This window comes from Stenotrophomonas sp. 14P6.2.3, from assembly GCF_057799055.1.
The window spans coordinates 127,310-142,004 of sequence record NZ_JBYOLA010000009.1 but is presented as its reverse complement, the minus strand read 5'-3'; the positions used below and the strand labels follow the sequence as shown (position 1 = coordinate 142,004).

Below are 14,695 nucleotides of genomic sequence, written 5' to 3'. Positions count from 1 at the left end.
TGCCATGACGCGCGCGTTCAACTTCAGTGCCGGCCCTGCAACGTTGCCGGAATCGGTCCTGCGCCAGGCGCAGGCGGAAATGCTGGACTGGCACGGTAGCGGTGCCTCCATCGTGGAAATGAGCCATCGCGGACCGGAATTCATGTCGGTGGCCGCCGAGGCCGAGGCCGACCTGCGTCGCCTGCTCGACATCCCCGAAGACTATGCGGTGCTGTTCCTGCCCGGTGGTGCCACCACCCAGCAGGCATTGATTCCGCTCAACTTCGCCAGCCCCGGCCAACGTGCCGACTACGTGGTCACCGGCCACTGGGGCAAGACCGCAGTCAAGCAGGCCAGCCCCTATGTAGACGTCAACATCGCCGCCAGCAGCGAGGCCGAAGGCTATCGCCAGCTGCCCGAGCGCGCCGGCTGGCAGCTTTCACCCGATGCTGCCTACGTGCACATCACTGCCAACGAGACCATCCACGGTGTCGAGTTCCGTGATGTGCCCGAGAACGGCAACGTGCCGCTGGTGGCAGATTTCAGCTCGTCCATCGCCAGCGAGCCGCTGGATGTACGCCGCTACGGCGTCATCTATGCCGGTGCGCAGAAGAACCTTGGCCCCGTCGGCATCGCGGTGATGATCATCCGTCGCGACCTGCTGGAGCGCAGTGGCCAGCCGCGCGCGGACATCTTCGATTACCGATCGCACGTCGCCCGCGATTCCATGCTCAATACGCCGCCGACCTGGAACTGGTATCTGGCCGGCCTGGTGTTCAAGTGGATGCTCGCCGAAGGCGGCGTGGTCGAGTTCGCCAAGCGCAACGCCGCCAAGGCCGCGCTGGTGTACGGCGCCATCGATGCCTCCGGCGGTTTCTATCGCAACGAGGTCGCGCATTCGGCGCGCTCGCGGATGAACATCCCGTTCTTCCTGCCCAACACCGATCTCGATGCCCGTTTCGTCGCCGATGCCAAGGCCGCCGGCCTGCTGGCGCTGAAGGGCCACAAGGTGGTCGGTGGCATCCGTGCGTCGCTCTACAACGCCATGCCGCTGGCCGGGGCCGAGGCGCTGGTCGCCTTCATGGCCGATTTCCAGCAGCGTCACGGCTGAGCAATGAACGGCGCGCATCGTCGGGTGCGCGCCCCGCAACAAGGAATTCCGATGGCAAGCAAACCCAGCAAGAAGGCGTCGAAGAAGGCCGAACCGGTCAAGGACAGCGCCACCTCCAAGCCCAAGGGCAAGTCGAAGGCAACCGCGGTGCCGACACTGGCGCCACTGGCGCTGGCTGATGTGCGTTCGAAGATCGACCAGATCGACCGTGACATCCAGAGCCTGATCGCCGAGCGCGCACAGTTCGCCCACCAGGTCGGCAAGGCCAAGGGCAAGCTCGCCGCCGCCGTCGATTACTACCGCCCCGAACGCGAAGCGCAGGTGCTGCGCATGGTGGTGGACCGCAACGAAGGCCCGCTCAGCGATGAGCTGCTGGTGCACGTCTACCGCGAAATCATGTCGGCCTGCCTGGCCCAGCAGGAGCCGTTGAAGATCGGCTACCTCGGCCCGGAAGGCACCTTCAGCCAGCAGGCCGTGCTCAAGCACTTCGGCCGCTCGGCGCTGGGCCTGCCGATGGCCAGCATCGAAGAAGTGTTCCAGGAAGTGGAAGCGGGCAACGCCGATTTCGGCGTGGTGCCGGTGGAGAACTCGGGGCAGGGCACCATCCAGATCACCCTGGACATGTTCCTCACCTCCAACCTGAAAATTTGCGGCGAAGTGGAACTGCGCGTGCAGCAGTACCTGATGTCGCGCAGCGGCCGCATCGAAGACATCGAACGCGTCTACGGCCATCCGCAGTCGTTCATGCAGACCTCGGCATGGATGCGCGCCAACCTGCCCAAGGCCGAGAAGATCCCGGTGGCCAGCAACGCCGAAGGTGCGCGCCGTGCGCGCAATGCTGACGACGCCGCGGCCATCGGCGGCGAGAGCGCCGGCCACGTGTACGGCCTGAAGAAGGTCGTCACCAAGCCGATCCAGAACGATGCCGACAACACCACCCGTTTCCTGGTGGTGGGCCGCAACATCTTCCCGACCTCCGGCCACGACCGTACCTCGGTGCTGGTGTTCATCCATGACAAGCCGGGTGCGCTGTTCGATGTGCTCAGCCCGTTCGCGCGCCATGGCATCAGCATGAACCGCATCGAGTCGCGGCCCTCGCACCATGGCAAGTGGGAATACGGCTTCTTCATCGACCTGGCCGGCCACATCGACGACGCACCGATGCAGGCCGCACTGGCGGAACTGGAAGCGCACTCGGCGCAGATCAAGGTGCTTGGCTCCTATCCGGTGGCCGTGCCCTGATCCCTGCTGCGGCGGCTGCGGCCGCCGCCCCTGATGCACCGCCGGCGACCCGGCGTTTACGGAACAATTCAACGATGAGCAACGCGCAGCACTGGATCGCCCGCAAGGGCCAGCCCCTGCAGGGCAGCCTGACCATTCCCGGCGACAAGTCGGTCTCGCACCGCTCGGTGATGTTCGCCGCGCTGGCCGACGGCACCTCGCATATCGAAGGCTTCCTGGAAGGCGAAGACACCCGCGCCACCGCGCGCATCTTCAGCCAGTTGGGCGTGCGCATCGAAACTCCGAGTGCGTCGCAGCGGATCGTGCACGGGGTCGGCATCGATGGCCTGCAGGCACCCAGCGCGCCGCTGGACTGCGGCAATGCCGGCACCGGCATGCGTCTGCTGGCCGGCCTGCTGGCCGGTCAGGCATTCGACTGCACGCTGGTCGGCGACGAATCGCTGTCCGGCCGTCCGATGCGCCGCGTCACCGGCCCGCTGTCGCAGATGGGCGCGAAGATCGACACCGAGGCAGACGGCACGCCGCCGCTGCACGTGCATGGCGGGCAGACCCTACACGGCATCGACTTTGCCTCGCCGGTGGCCAGCGCGCAGATCAAGTCCGCCGTGCTGCTGGCGGGCCTGTACGCGCATGGCGAGACCAGCGTGACCGAACCGCACCCGACCCGCGACTACACCGAACGCATGTTGTCCGCGTTCGGCGTGGACATCGCATTCTCGCCGGGCAAGGCCCGCCTGCGTGGTGGCCAGCGCCTGCGAGCGACCGACATCGTGGTGCCGGCCGACTTCTCCTCGGCCGCATTCTTCCTGGTCGCCGCCAGCATCATTCCCGGCTCCGAGCTGCGCCTGAAGCAGGTCGGCCTCAATCCGCGCCGTACCGGCCTGCTGCACGCGCTGCGCCTGATGGGCGCGGACATCACCGAAGAGAACCCAGCAGAGCAGGGCGGCGAACCGGTGGCCGATCTGGTGGTGCGCTACGCGCCGCTGAAGGGCGCGCGTATTCCGGAGGAACTGGTGCCGGACATGATCGACGAGTTCCCGGCACTGTTCGTGGCTGCTGCCGCCGCTGAAGGGCAGACCGTGGTGACCGGCGCCGCCGAACTGCGGGTGAAGGAATCCGATCGTCTGGCGGCGATGGCGACCGGCCTGCGCGCGCTGGGCATGCAGGTGGACGAAACCGAAGATGGCGCCACCCTGCACGGCGGCGTATCGCTGGGCAGTGGCACCATTGAAAGCCACGGCGATCATCGGATCGCGATGGCCTTCGCCATTGCCGGCCAGATCAGTCATGGCGAAGTGCGCATCAACGACATCGCCAACGTCGCAACGTCCTTCCCGGACTTCGACGGCCTGGCCCGCAGCGCCGGCTTCAACCTGTCCTGACCGGCACCGCATCCGCCGGGCGTGGCCTGGCGGATCACATGGCCTGGTAGGTGCCAACCTTGGTTGGCATGCTTCTGCGCAAAAAAAACGGAGGCCGAAGCCTCCGTTTTCATTTCAGGCGTTACCGACGATCAGCGCTGGGTGCGGAAATCCACCGGAACCCGCACCACGCTGGCCACGGCACGGCCCTGCTGCACGGCCGGCTCGAACTTCCAGCGCTGCACGGTGTTCAACACGGCGCGGTCCAGGTCGCGGCTGCGTTCACCGCTGCGCGACACGATCGCCGCATCGGTCACGTTGCCACGGGTATCCACGTTCAAGCTTGCAACCACGCTGCCCTGCACGCCACTACGCAACGCGGCGGCCGGATAGCTGGGCTTGCTGTTGCTGGCCAGCGGGCGCGCCTCACGGTTGCGTACGGCCGCGGCCGCCTTGCGCTGGCTCTGCGCAGGCGCGGCCTGGCGCGTAGCCGGCGCCGGTGCGATGGCAACCGGTGTTTCAGTGGCCGGCAGCATGCGCTCGCTCACCGGCGCAGGCGCAACGTCGTCATGGTTGGCGAAGCGCAGCCAGACCAGCGCCGCGGCGAACATTGCCACGATCAGTGCCAGCCACAGCCAAGGAGAGGCCGAGCGGGGCTCAAGCGAGCCATCCTGCTGCAGCTGCGGGGAATGAAGGTTTTCGTGGGTGGTGGCAGTCATCGCAAACTCCTCGCGTCAGTAACGACGCCCAGAGTGTTGCCCGAGGCGGCGTCGCAGCGTGTCAGTGTTGCGTCAACGCGTCCTGCAAGGTTCAGCTTTTCTGCGGGGAAACGTTCAGTTATTGCGGCTTGAAATCGAACGGCACTTCAATGCTGCCGGGCACCGGCTGGCCATTGCTCACTGCCGGGCTGAAGCGCCAGCGACGCACCGCGTCCGTTGCCGCGCGGTCCAGTTCACGCGAACCGCTGCGCTGGATCACCGTCACGTTGTTCGGGTAGCCGGTGGCGTCCACTTCCACCCGCACCACCACGCTGCCCGCTTCACCGCGTCGCAGGGCGGCGGCCGGGTAGGCCGGCGGCGGCGACTGGCCGGCAATCGGCATCGGTTGCGCATTGGCGGTTGCCGGTGCCGCAGTGCCCGGCGCCGCCGGGGTTGGTTCAACCGTGGCCGGCGGCGGCGGCGGGGCGGTTTCCACTAACTTCGGCGCATCTTCTTCGTCCGGCACCGGGGCCGGCTTGGCGTCGGGCATGTCGCTGGAGCCTGCCGCTGCGGCCAGCGGCTCGGGCAGCGGTTCCACCTGGGCGGTTTCCTGCGGCGTCTGCGCGGCCGGGTCGGCGCGGAAGAACTGCTTGTCGCGTCCGGTCAGCCAGACCAGCACGAACAGCAGGATGCCCACGCCGAAGGCGATGCCGGCGATCTTCAGGGCGTTGCGCGGGATATGCACGGTGAACGACTTGGCAGGCGACGGACGGGGAGCAGACATGGACCAGACCAGTACGGAATGCCTCGATTCTGCCACGGCCGGAATGAACCGGGCGGCAGAATTCCGTATAACAGGCGATAATCCCGTTCCTGTTACCCACCACGACGCCTGCCATGCTTGATCCAGCCCTGCTCCGCCACCAGCCCGCCGACCTCGCCGAACGCCTGCGCACCAGCCGCGGCTTCGAGCTCGACGTGTCTGCCCTGGAGTCACTGGAGGCGGATCGCAAGCGCATCCAAGTGCGTACCCAGGAGCTGCAGAGCCTTCGCAACAGCCGCTCCAAGGCCATCGGCCAGGCCAAGGCCAAGGGCGAGGACGTTTCGGCCATCATGGCCGAGGTTGCCGCCTTCGCCGATGAACTGAAGGCCTCGGAAGTGGCCCTGGATGAGCTGCGCGAGAAGATCGACACGATCTCGATGGGCACCCCGAACCTTCCTGCCGATGACGTACCGGCCGGCGCCGACGAGAGCGAGAACGTCGAGCAGTCGCGCTGGGGTACCCCGCGCCAGTTCGATTTCAAGGTGCTCGACCACGTCGAACTGGGCGCGCGCAACAAGTGGCTGGACGGCGAGACCGCGGCCAAGCTGTCCGGCTCGCGCTTCACCGTGCTGCGTGGCCCGATCGCGCGCCTGCACCGTGCCCTGGCCCAGTTCATGCTCGACCTGCACAGCGGCGAGCACGAGTACCAGGAAACCAACGTGCCGGTGATCGTCAACGCCGACAGCCTGTACGGCACCGGCCAGCTGCCCAAGTTCGAAGAGGACATGTTCATCACCCAGCTGGGTGAGCAGAAGCGTTACCTGATCTCGACCTCGGAAATCTCGCTGACCAACATCGCCCGCGACGAGATCCTCGACGCCGAGTGCCTGCCGCTGCGCATGACCGCCCACTCGCTGTGCTTCCGTTCCGAAGCCGGCAGCGGCGGCCGCGACGTGCGCGGCATGATCCGCCAGCACCAGTTCGAGAAGGTCGAGCTGGTCTCGATCTGCCGCCCGGAAGACAGCGACGCCGAGCACCAGCGCATGACCCGCTGTGCCGAAGTGGTGCTGGAAAAGCTGGGGCTGCCGTACCGCAAGGTGCTGCTGTGCACCGGCGACATGGGCTTCTCGGCCATCAAGACCTACGACCTGGAAGTCTGGCTGCCGTCGCAGGAGACCTACCGCGAGATTTCCTCGTGCTCGAACTGTGGCGACTTCCAGGCCCGCCGCATGCAGGCCCGCTGGCGCAACCCGGCCACCGGCAAGCCGGAGCTGGCACATACGCTGAACGGCTCGGGCGTGGCCGTGGGTCGCGCGATGATCGCGGTGATGGAGAACTACCAGAACGCCGACGGCAGCATCACCGTGCCTGAAGCCCTGCGCCCGTACATGGGCGGTATCGACACCATCGGTTGATCAACCGGTAGCGCCGGGCCATGCCCGGCGGCGTTCTGATGGGGGCCGGCCATGTCGGCACCTCATCCACGCATGGCGTGGATCTACTGGCGCGGTGCGGCATCCACGCATGGCGTGGATCTACTGGGCGGTGTGGCATCCACGCATGGCGTGGATCTACTGAGGCGGTGCGGCATCCATGCGCTGGGGGCCTGAGGCTTTGCAGTAGATCCACGCCATGCGTGGATAGCGCAATCCATCAACCCGCCAAGCGCAGCTTCTCCAGCGGTACCCAACCCGCTTCGCCCGCCTCCGGCACACACCACGCCCAACCATTGAGCGTGCGCACACCCCGCAGCTGCTGCCCCGGGTCCACATCCAGCTCCCGCGCGCAGTAGTCCTCCGTGGCAAACGCGCCGCCCTGCGCATCGCGACCGATCACCGGCGCCGGCACGAACCCCGGCTGCTGCCCCTCGGCCTCGCACAGAAACCAGTCCTCCCAACCCTCGGGCCCCTCATAACGCTCGCCCACCACCAGTGCCTGCCCACAGTGCAGGGCTATCGGGTGCGGAAATTCACTGCGGTGCGCAGCCGTCACGATGTAGTTCATCGCGCCATGGTGGCAAAAAAAAGCGGCCCCGCAAAAGCAGGGCCGCCAGGGTAGGGTGGGCCGGGATGGGGGAGGGAATCCCGGCCCGCGTTCAGCGCCCAGACGAGGGAGAGAGGCGCCGAACGCTGGAACGGGTTACGCCGCTGCCACTTCCACCGCCTCATGCGACGGCAGTGCTGCCAGTGCACCGGCAATCGCGTCTTCGCGGTGCTGCGGCGAGTAGGCGATGCCCTCGGCACGCACGAACTCGATGTCGTTGATGCCCCAGAAGGCGAACGTCTGGCGCAGGAAGGGCTCCTGGAAGTCCGCCGGCGAGTCGGTGTAGATGCCGCCACGGCTGCTGACCACGATCACCCGCTTGCCACCGGCCAGGCCCACCGGGCCGTTCTCGGTGTACTTGAAGGTGCGCCCGGCCACCGCCACGCGGTCGATCCAGGCCTTCAGGGTGGAGGGCACGCTGAAGTTGTACATCGGCGCGCCGATCACCACGATGTCGGAAGCCAGGAACTGCTCGAGCACCTGTTCAGCATCGGCGGCCTCAGCCGGATCGGTCTTGGCCAGCGAACCGCTGCGCAGATGCGGTACCGGATTGGCGTCAAGATCGCGATAATCAACCTGCAGGCCGTCGATCTGCTGCTTGAACTGGGCCACCACGGCGGCGGTCAGGTGGCGGGAGACGGAGTTGTCGCCAAGCACGCTGGCGTCGATGTGCAGAAGCTTCATGGCAGTACCTATGTTCGGGAGAGGTGGCGGGCTTGCCGCCGACGGAGAGAACAATAGGTTGTTGCAAGGGCGGGATAAAGGTGGTTGAATGCCACGTATTGTTCTACTAATGGAACTCGGGTATGCATGACCTGAATGATCTGTACTACTTCGCGATGGTGGTCGACCACGGCGGTTTCGCCGCCGCCGAGCGCGCACTGGGTATCCCCAAGTCGCGCCTGAGCCGCCGTATCAGCCAGCTGGAAACCGACCTGGGCGTGCGCCTGCTGCAGCGCTCCACGCGCCGCTTTGCCGTCACTGACGTCGGCACCAGCGTGCACCGCCATGCCCAGACCATGCTGGCCGAGGCGCAGGCCGCGCGCGAGGTGGTGGACCGCCTCAGCGCCGAGCCGCGTGGCCTGGTACGCGCCAGCGTGCCGGTATCGCTGGCGCAGATGCAGCTGCCCAAGCTGCTGCCCAAGTTCCTCGAGCAGTACCCGAAGGTGCGGCTGCAGCTGAATATCAGCAACCGTCGCGTGGACATCATCAACGAAGGCTACGACGTGGCCCTGCGCGTGCGTTCGCGCCTGGACGACGACGGCAGCCTGGTGATGCGCAGCTTTGGCCAAGTGCAGGAACTGCTGGTGGCCAGCCCGAAGTACCTGGACCGCGCCGGCCGCCCGAAGGACCCGGAAGAGCTGGCGAACCACGTCACCTTGAGCATCAGCGAGGACGAGGCACGCCAGCGCTGGGAACTGCACGGACCGGAAGGCGCGGTGCGCCGGGTGGACCTACAGCCGCGCGTGGCCGGTTTCGACTTCCCGCTGCTGCAGAGCATGGTGAAGGACGGCTTCGGCATCACCATGCTGCCGGAAACCGTCTGCGCCGACGCCGTGCGCAATGGTGAGCTGGAAGTGGTGCTGCCGGACTGGTCGCTGCCGCAGGGCGTGTGCCATGCCGTGTTCGCCTCGCGCCGCGGCCTGCTGCCGGCGGTGCGGGTGTTCATCGACTTCCTGGCCGAGCACCTGCCGCCGCAGCTGGAGGCCTCGCGCCTGGATTGCGGTGGCGCCTGCGAGAAGGCCAAGGAGCGCATCAAGGCCAGTGCGCTGGGTGCGTTGGCGGTGGACGCGGGCTGAGGAACAAGCCCAACGGAACGACGGTCTTGGGCAAATCGCCCGGCCGTGCGAGAATGCGTGCCCGGCCAGCAGGCTGGGCCGATACGGAGAGATGGCCGAGCGGTTTAAGGCACCGGTCTTGAAAACCGGCGAAGGGTTAAACCTTCCGTGGGTTCGAATCCCACTCTCTCCGCCAGTTGTCTTAAAGAGCCCTTGGAAACAGGGGCTTTTTCGTTGTCGCTGCAGTTGCGCGTCATCGAACCGTCAGATCAGCATGCGCCCCTGAGATGTGCAGGCATGCGTGGATGAGGCCGGATGCGCTTACCCACGAAAACCACCTTTCGGCTTGCTATGGCACAACGGGTAACTGGAGCACGACCTGAAAGGCCCATGCGGCCCCGTTCTGTCGACAAACACGCCCACCTTGCATACCGGGCAGCGCTCTTCTTTGATAGCCGTCCCTGAAATCCCGGTGACCTCCACGGCACCTTCGTTCACCAGCTCATCCAGGAACGGCGAGTGCTTCCCCTGCAAGGTGAACATCACAACCGAGCGCCGTGCACGCGTCAGTGCCACATAGAACAACCGCCGTTCTTCGCTCAACGGGTAGGTGTCGCCATCTGGCATCGCCAAAGAGAGCACCGGGTCATCCGATCGCAGGCTCGGGAAGCCTCGATTCACCATCCCAGGCAGGATCACATAATCCGCCTCGCGCCCCTTTGAACGGTGCGCCGTCAGGAACTCGACCTCCATCGTGCTGCCGAAGGCCGTCTTCCACTCCGAAGGCAGCGCGCTGCGATCCGCGCGGTAGCGCCCCAGGATGAAGACAGAGACGCGCCCGTTGCGGCCCTTCGGAACCGCGCCGGACAGCAGTTGCTGATGCAGCGTGGACAGGTACTGGCGAACACCATCCTGCACCTCCTCACGCCGGTTCATCTGGAACGCCTGCAGCACCGGGCCCATTGCCGGCGCAGCAGAACGAACCGTCTTGGCAATCTGCGCCGGATTGCGGCTGATGAAGCGGCTGGAGGTATCGCACAGTGCCTGTGGGCAGCGGAACGTCTGCTCCAGTTTGAGCACCTGGCCGTGCCCCATCCATTCGCGGAAACCGGTCATCACTGAAACATCGGCGCCGGCGAAGCGGTTGATCGACTGCCAGTCGTCGCCTACGGCAAACAGATAGCGGCCCGGGCGGTTGACCAGAGCGCGGCACAGGCGGGCGCGGGCGCGCGAGGCGTCCTGGAATTCGTCGGCCATCACCAGCTCGTAGGGCGATTCATAGTGGCCCTGTTCCAGCAGCCCGGCGGCCATGTTCAACATGTCTTCGAAGTCGATGCTGCGTTCGTCCGCCAGCGCGTCGTCCCACGCCTGGAACACGGGGCCGGCGATTTCCAGGAAGCGCCGGTAGCGTTCCTTGAACTGGTCCTCGGGCATCTGCCGCAGACGCTCGGCCATGTCTTCCAGGCTCAGGCAGTTGCTCTTGGCATGGGCAATGAAGGTGCGCATCAGCCCGATCAGGTCCGCATCGGGCATGGGCTTGGCGCCGGCATCGGGCAGCTCGCGGTCCGGGTTGGGGTCCAGCTCGATGCGTGATTCGCCCAGCCGTTCCGACAGGTGGTGCAGGGCCTCGCCACTGCGCAGCCCGAACGAGGTGGTCTCGACCAGCGCAGTACCGCGTGCGGCATGCTGCTCGCGTTTCCAGCGCACGCCATCGGCGTAGTTGGCAAACTGCTGCGGCGGCTGGCCGTCGGCATCCAGCGCGAAGTGCTCGTGGTACAGCTCGGCGTCCGGGTAAAAGAAGTCCGGGCGATACTGGCGATGGGTATCCGTGGCGGTGTCGAACTCGTAGCGCCGCTCGTAGTCGTAGACCACGCCGTTGTAGAACAGCCAATCGGCAATCACGCACTCTTCCAGGCTCTTCACCCGTTCACCCTGCAGGGTGCGGATGTAGGGGGTGCCGTCGCGGTCGTAGCCATCGGCCAGCATCTGCGTGCCCAGCGGCGGCAGATCGCGCCCGAATACCAGCCGGAACATGTCCCACTGGGTGCGGAAGTGGGTCGAGCGGTCCTTCAGGTCGTCCACCAGCTCGGCCAGCTTGTTGAAGCCCAGCGTTGCATCGATGGCCCATTCGGGAATATCAGGCTTGCGTCCCGTCGCCTTGGCGATGATGGACAGGCCAAGTGCATGGAAAGTGCGCGCCTCCACCACGGTATCGCCCATGCCCAGCCGCTCGAAGGATCGCTGTGCCCGATCTTCCAGCTCTTTGGCGGCATCCTTGTTGAAGGCCAGCATCACGATGCGCTCCGGCTGGACAAGGCCGCGGTCAATGGCATACGCCGCCTTGGCGACCAGGGTGGAGGTCTTGCCGGAACCGGCTGCGGCCACCACCTGCACCCGGTTGTCGAAGCAGATGACAGCGCGTGCCTGTTCCTCGGTCAGCGGCCTGCTCTCGACCCGGTCCAGGAAGTTCTTGGCCAACACCAGTTCGCGCCGGGTCATGGCCTCATTGGCTTCGGTCCAGGCGGCGGGCCAATCCAGGTTCCAGTCGCGCAGCGCGTCCAGCGCGACGCGATGGTCATGCGCTTGCAGATCTTCATGCACGTCTTCATCGAGGAACAGCTGCTCCAGCTCCCGGGGCTGCAGGGGCAGGGTGGAGCGCTCGGTCAGCAGCGCCTGCTGCTGCTCGTGGGTGATCCAGAGGCGGCCTGCATTGCCTCGGTCGATGAGGTCATCTGCTGCGCTCAACCACGACTGGATCTGCTCCAGAATCGTGTCGAACAGGGCCCTGCGCCCACGCGTGGTACGCGCAAAGCGCATCTGCTGCAGGGCAGCTGCAAGCCGGGATGCTTGCCGGTTGGGCAGCCCGTCTACTGACTGCCCAGCTGCATTCCCGGTCTGCAGTTCGACCCGTGACCAGAACAGGCCTGGAATGACCTGCACGCGATGATCGTCATCCACACGCTGCCGGTACCGCTGGCCGGAGATATTCAGCTCGACGTGTTCGCCATCGAGCCGCAGCCACCAGTGGGGCGAACGAGTCACACGTCGGCCCCAGCCCGAGGGGCGCCATTCCATAGACATCCAGATACTGCCTTGCAAGCGTCAATTGGGCCTCTTGGGCCCTCAATCCCTCATGATAAGGGGACTTGACGTCGCTTGTAGCCTATTACCCAAAGGCGGGTAGCGTGCCCGCATACTGCATGCCGCAGCTTCGCCCCGTAACATGGCGTATGCCAGCATGAAGCGTGTGGATCCAAAGGTTGGTCATGGAAATTGACTGGAACAGCGTGGGAACCTTGAAGCACACCGCCGGCGGCTACGATGTCCGGACGGGTGCATTGAGGATTCTGGTTACCGCTGCCATGCAGGGATACGAGGGTGACGTCTCCGGGATGCACGTCGAGATGGAGGATGGCACCGTCATTGCTCCAGGGGAGATAAGGCGCCTGGCGCTGGTACCGGGCCGGATCCGCTGGCAAGACTGATCGCTGACGAAACCTTTCGCAGCTTCAAACGTGCCTGGAAAATGACGACGCCCCTGAGCAAGGGGCGTCGTTGGGTTCTACGGGGTTGCCTTCGGTTGACGCGGATCGGCAATGATCCGCGACGGCGACCCATACAATACGAGTACCCGCATGCCGGCACTGAATACCGGATCGGGGCCCTGCACGACGGTCATCAGGTTGCCGTTCTCCGTCTGCACCACGTACTCAAGGCCCTTGGCCTGCGAAAGTGCGCGCTCGGAAGCCGCACCGGCAATCGCACCCACCACAAGGCCACCAATGGCGCCGATGGCCGCCGCCTGGTCGCTGCCGCCGATGGTGGAGCCGGCTACGCCGCCAGCGGCAGCACCGGCAACGGCGCCACCGCCCTGCGAACCGTCAATACTGACTGCACGAACGCTGATGACCGTGCCGCTGACGGTGCGGTTGACCTGTCCCACCGAGCCGATGGAATAGCTGTCGGTGCGCACGTTCGGTGCGCACGCAGTCAGCATCACGGCAGCGGATGCGGTCAGCAGCAGGCGCTTCACGGTGCTTCCTGCTTGTTCGGGAACATCGGCTTGGAGATGTCCACCGTTTCCAGAGCCTGCAGGAACTGGGCAATGTTGTTCTGTGCCGATCGACTGATCGACTCGCGGGCACGGATCACGCCTGCGAATGCATAGTTGAACGGAACTTCGCCGGATGCGCTGACATCCTGGGTGTAGACGATGCTGCCGGTTGCGCGATCGATCAGCTCGTAGCGGGCGATCGTCTTGGTGGTCATCGAGGCACCGAAGCTGGGAATGTCGATGGCCAGGATCTTCACCGACAGGCTCAACTTCACCGGCGCGTCGTCGCGGAACACAGCCATCTTGTTCAGTGCTTCGGTCAGCGCGTTCTGCCACATCTGCGGGACTTCGTGCTGGGCCTGTGCGGGAATCTTGCCCTTGGCTTCATCCGGACGTGCGAGCGTGACCGTCAACGATTTCAGCTCGCCATCAATCTTCTTGCTGCTGACCCCGACGTTCGGGACCGAGAAATTGAGCGGCGGATTGGTGGTGCAACCCACCAGCGACGCAGCGATGATCGCCGCGAACAGGAACTTCTTCATCCATTTTCCCCTGTGACTACGTTGAAACATCCATGGTGAATCGTGTGTTCGTCCGCAACGTCGATGCTGCACCGCAACGGTCGCAGAAAGGCGTGGCTGACTGTGCGCAAGGATACCTGAATCGGGGCGGGCTGCAGCCTGGTATCGTTGCCAGCCGTTGATGGCCCTCCTTGAGTACCTCGACTGGAACCGGGTAGTGCCGACCTTCTTGAAGATGACCGCCTGAGCGGGCGGCGTTTCATTGCGTTGATAGGTGACCACCCAGGTGGGCACCTATCACGTCAGCGCCACACCAGGGACTTACTTTGTCGGCGCATCCGCCGTCTGCGCAGCCACCATCGCCTGTTGCATTTCCTTCAGTGACAGATAGCCATCACCATCGGTGTCCAGGCCCGTGAAGTACTTCGCAATTTCCGGCACCACGGTCGCTTCTTCCTTGCTGATCTTCCCGTCCTTGTTCTTGTCCATCGCAGCGAACGCAGCATCGATCGAGTCAGCCTGCTTGCTGAAGCGCGCGTGCTGGTACGCGGTGAATTCGGTCTTGTCGACGCGACCGTCCTTGTTGCTGTCCATCGCGGTGAACGTGGAATCGATATAGGCTTGTTTCGGGTTGGCGGGCGCGGCGTGTGCAAGCAGCGGGGCAGCGCACAGCGCGATCAGCAGGGCGGTCTTGTTCGTACGCATTGCGTGTAGTCCTTGAATGAGGGGAGATCAGCGGCAGGGATAGGTGTAGCCATCGCGGTCGCGATAGCTGTCAGTGCGACGGTCGTAGTTGCCGTAGCGGTTCATGCAGTAGTCGGCGCGCTCACGGGTCTCGCGTTCGCGCTTTGCCGCCGCCGCGATCACGCCAGCCACCACGGCCGCACCCACTACGCCCACCACCACGCCTGTGGTCTTGGCGTCGTGTCGGCGCTCCCGCTCCCGCTCCCGCTCGCGTTCGCGGCGCTGCCAGTCATCGCGATCCCGTTCCCGGTAGTCCTGGTTCCACTGCGGGTTGTAGCGGTCGCCACGCTGGGCATGGGCATCGCCGGAATACGGCATCAGCACCAGCAGTTGTGCGGCTGCTGCAAGCAGCAGCGCCGTCCTTCCTGTTTTCAGAAACATCGTCCAGCTCCTGTGCGGAC

15 protein-coding genes and 1 tRNA gene are annotated in these 14,695 nt (G+C 65.3%); 7 read left to right on the top strand and 9 right to left on the bottom strand.

Features of this window, described 5'->3' with window-relative positions:
- Window positions 1-4 precede the first annotated feature (4 nt).
- The 3 genes from serC (at window position 5) to aroA (ending at window position 3,714) form a co-directional block, all read left to right on the top strand.
- On the top strand, window positions 5-1,090 hold the full coding sequence (gene serC, locus AC27VL_RS09820; protein ID WP_488766158.1) for a 3-phosphoserine/phosphohydroxythreonine transaminase: 1,086 nt from the start codon (window positions 5-7) through the stop codon (window positions 1,088-1,090).
- Window positions 1,091-1,141: 51 nt separating this feature from the next.
- On the top strand, window positions 1,142-2,332 hold the full coding sequence (gene pheA, locus AC27VL_RS09815) for a prephenate dehydratase (RefSeq protein WP_100552909.1): 1,191 nt from the start codon (window positions 1,142-1,144) through the stop codon (window positions 2,330-2,332).
- 74 nt (window positions 2,333-2,406) lie between these two features.
- Entirely contained in the window at window positions 2,407-3,714 is a 1,308-nt protein-coding gene (aroA, locus tag AC27VL_RS09810; protein ID WP_100552908.1) for a 3-phosphoshikimate 1-carboxyvinyltransferase, read from the top strand.
- A 131-nt stretch (window positions 3,715-3,845) separates the two neighbouring features.
- Here the strand turns inward: aroA and AC27VL_RS09805 are convergent, their stop codons facing one another.
- Together AC27VL_RS09805 and AC27VL_RS09800 are read right to left on the bottom strand one after the other, a co-directional pair.
- The gene (locus tag AC27VL_RS09805) at window positions 3,846-4,412 is read right to left on the bottom strand and encodes an energy transducer TonB (protein ID WP_488766156.1); all 567 of its coding nucleotides are present in this window, start codon (window positions 4,410-4,412) and stop codon (window positions 3,846-3,848) included.
- A gap of 118 nt (window positions 4,413-4,530) precedes the next feature.
- Complete coding sequence (locus tag AC27VL_RS09800; RefSeq protein ID WP_100552906.1) at window positions 4,531-5,175, bottom strand: energy transducer TonB; 645 nt, start codon at window positions 5,173-5,175, stop codon at window positions 4,531-4,533.
- A gap of 113 nt (window positions 5,176-5,288) precedes the next feature.
- Here AC27VL_RS09800 and serS point away from each other — a divergent pair, with 113 nt between their 5' ends.
- Window positions 5,289-6,569, top strand: a complete 1,281-nt coding sequence (gene serS / locus AC27VL_RS09795) for a serine--tRNA ligase (RefSeq protein ID WP_488766154.1) — start codon at window positions 5,289-5,291, stop codon at window positions 6,567-6,569.
- A gap of 238 nt (window positions 6,570-6,807) precedes the next feature.
- On the opposite strand, the gene AC27VL_RS09790 is transcribed toward serS, so the two are convergent.
- Together AC27VL_RS09790 and AC27VL_RS09785 are read right to left on the bottom strand one after the other, a co-directional pair.
- Window positions 6,808-7,158 carry an SH3 domain-containing protein gene (locus AC27VL_RS09790; RefSeq protein WP_100552904.1) on the bottom strand — a complete coding sequence of 117 codons (351 nt, stop codon included), beginning with the start codon at window positions 7,156-7,158 and terminating at the stop codon, window positions 6,808-6,810.
- Between the two features lie 135 nt (window positions 7,159-7,293).
- Window positions 7,294-7,881, bottom strand: a complete 588-nt coding sequence (locus tag AC27VL_RS09785) for an FMN-dependent NADH-azoreductase (RefSeq protein ID WP_100552903.1) — start codon at window positions 7,879-7,881, stop codon at window positions 7,294-7,296.
- 122 nt (window positions 7,882-8,003) lie between these two features.
- Here AC27VL_RS09785 and AC27VL_RS09780 point away from each other — a divergent pair, with 122 nt between their 5' ends.
- Both AC27VL_RS09780 and AC27VL_RS09775 read left to right on the top strand, forming a co-directional pair.
- Window positions 8,004-8,996, top strand: coding sequence for a LysR family transcriptional regulator (locus AC27VL_RS09780; protein WP_025878750.1), 993 nt, complete (start codon window positions 8,004-8,006; stop codon window positions 8,994-8,996).
- Between the two features lie 85 nt (window positions 8,997-9,081).
- Window positions 9,082-9,171 (top strand) — tRNA-Ser (locus AC27VL_RS09775).
- 125 nt (window positions 9,172-9,296) lie between these two features.
- Here AC27VL_RS09775 and AC27VL_RS09770 read toward each other — a convergent pair.
- Window positions 9,297-12,050 (bottom strand): UvrD-helicase domain-containing protein, encoded by a 2,754-nt coding sequence (locus AC27VL_RS09770; protein WP_100552902.1) that lies wholly within the window; start codon window positions 12,048-12,050, stop codon window positions 9,297-9,299.
- Between the two features lie 191 nt (window positions 12,051-12,241).
- Here AC27VL_RS09770 and AC27VL_RS09765 point away from each other — a divergent pair, with 191 nt between their 5' ends.
- Window positions 12,242-12,460 (top strand): hypothetical protein, encoded by a 219-nt coding sequence (locus AC27VL_RS09765; protein WP_100552901.1) that lies wholly within the window; start codon window positions 12,242-12,244, stop codon window positions 12,458-12,460.
- A 77-nt stretch (window positions 12,461-12,537) separates the two neighbouring features.
- Here the strand turns inward: AC27VL_RS09765 and AC27VL_RS09760 are convergent, their stop codons facing one another.
- From AC27VL_RS09760 to AC27VL_RS09745, 4 genes are all read right to left on the bottom strand, one after another.
- The gene (locus AC27VL_RS09760; protein WP_229978641.1) at window positions 12,538-13,008 is read right to left on the bottom strand and encodes an outer membrane lipoprotein; all 471 of its coding nucleotides are present in this window, start codon (window positions 13,006-13,008) and stop codon (window positions 12,538-12,540) included.
- On the bottom strand, window positions 13,005-13,571 hold the full coding sequence (locus AC27VL_RS09755) for a putative periplasmic lipoprotein (RefSeq protein WP_100460374.1): 567 nt from the start codon (window positions 13,569-13,571) through the stop codon (window positions 13,005-13,007). The genes AC27VL_RS09760 and AC27VL_RS09755 overlap by 4 nt, the downstream gene beginning before the upstream one ends.
- A gap of 300 nt (window positions 13,572-13,871) precedes the next feature.
- Entirely contained in the window at window positions 13,872-14,255 is a 384-nt protein-coding gene (locus tag AC27VL_RS09750; protein WP_488766151.1) for an EF-hand domain-containing protein, read from the bottom strand.
- Window positions 14,256-14,282: 27 nt separating this feature from the next.
- Window positions 14,283-14,675 carry a hypothetical protein gene (locus AC27VL_RS09745; RefSeq protein WP_100460373.1) on the bottom strand — a complete coding sequence of 131 codons (393 nt, stop codon included), beginning with the start codon at window positions 14,673-14,675 and terminating at the stop codon, window positions 14,283-14,285.
- Window positions 14,676-14,695 lie beyond the last annotated feature (20 nt).

Coding starts and splice junctions, on each gene's coding strand:
- AC27VL_RS09770 (WP_100552902.1), bottom strand. CDS start 12,050: ATGGAATGGCGCCCCTCGGGCTGGGGCCGACGTGTGACTCGTTCGCCC.
- AC27VL_RS09750 (WP_488766151.1), bottom strand. CDS start 14,255: ATGCGTACGAACAAGACCGCCCTGCTGATCGCGCTGTGCGCTGCCCCG.
- AC27VL_RS09785 (WP_100552903.1), bottom strand. CDS start 7,881: ATGAAGCTTCTGCACATCGACGCCAGCGTGCTTGGCGACAACTCCGTC.
- serS (WP_488766154.1), top strand. CDS start 5,289: ATGCTTGATCCAGCCCTGCTCCGCCACCAGCCCGCCGACCTCGCCGAA.
- AC27VL_RS09790 (WP_100552904.1), bottom strand. CDS start 7,158: ATGAACTACATCGTGACGGCTGCGCACCGCAGTGAATTTCCGCACCCG.
- pheA (WP_100552909.1), top strand. CDS start 1,142: ATGGCAAGCAAACCCAGCAAGAAGGCGTCGAAGAAGGCCGAACCGGTC.
- aroA (WP_100552908.1), top strand. CDS start 2,407: ATGAGCAACGCGCAGCACTGGATCGCCCGCAAGGGCCAGCCCCTGCAG.
- AC27VL_RS09765 (WP_100552901.1), top strand. CDS start 12,242: ATGGAAATTGACTGGAACAGCGTGGGAACCTTGAAGCACACCGCCGGC.
- AC27VL_RS09800 (WP_100552906.1), bottom strand. CDS start 5,175: ATGTCTGCTCCCCGTCCGTCGCCTGCCAAGTCGTTCACCGTGCATATC.
- serC (WP_488766158.1), top strand. CDS start 5: ATGACGCGCGCGTTCAACTTCAGTGCCGGCCCTGCAACGTTGCCGGAA.
- AC27VL_RS09755 (WP_100460374.1), bottom strand. CDS start 13,571: ATGAAGAAGTTCCTGTTCGCGGCGATCATCGCTGCGTCGCTGGTGGGT.
- AC27VL_RS09805 (WP_488766156.1), bottom strand. CDS start 4,412: ATGACTGCCACCACCCACGAAAACCTTCATTCCCCGCAGCTGCAGCAG.
- AC27VL_RS09780 (WP_025878750.1), top strand. CDS start 8,004: ATGCATGACCTGAATGATCTGTACTACTTCGCGATGGTGGTCGACCAC.
- AC27VL_RS09745 (WP_100460373.1), bottom strand. CDS start 14,675: ATGTTTCTGAAAACAGGAAGGACGGCGCTGCTGCTTGCAGCAGCCGCA.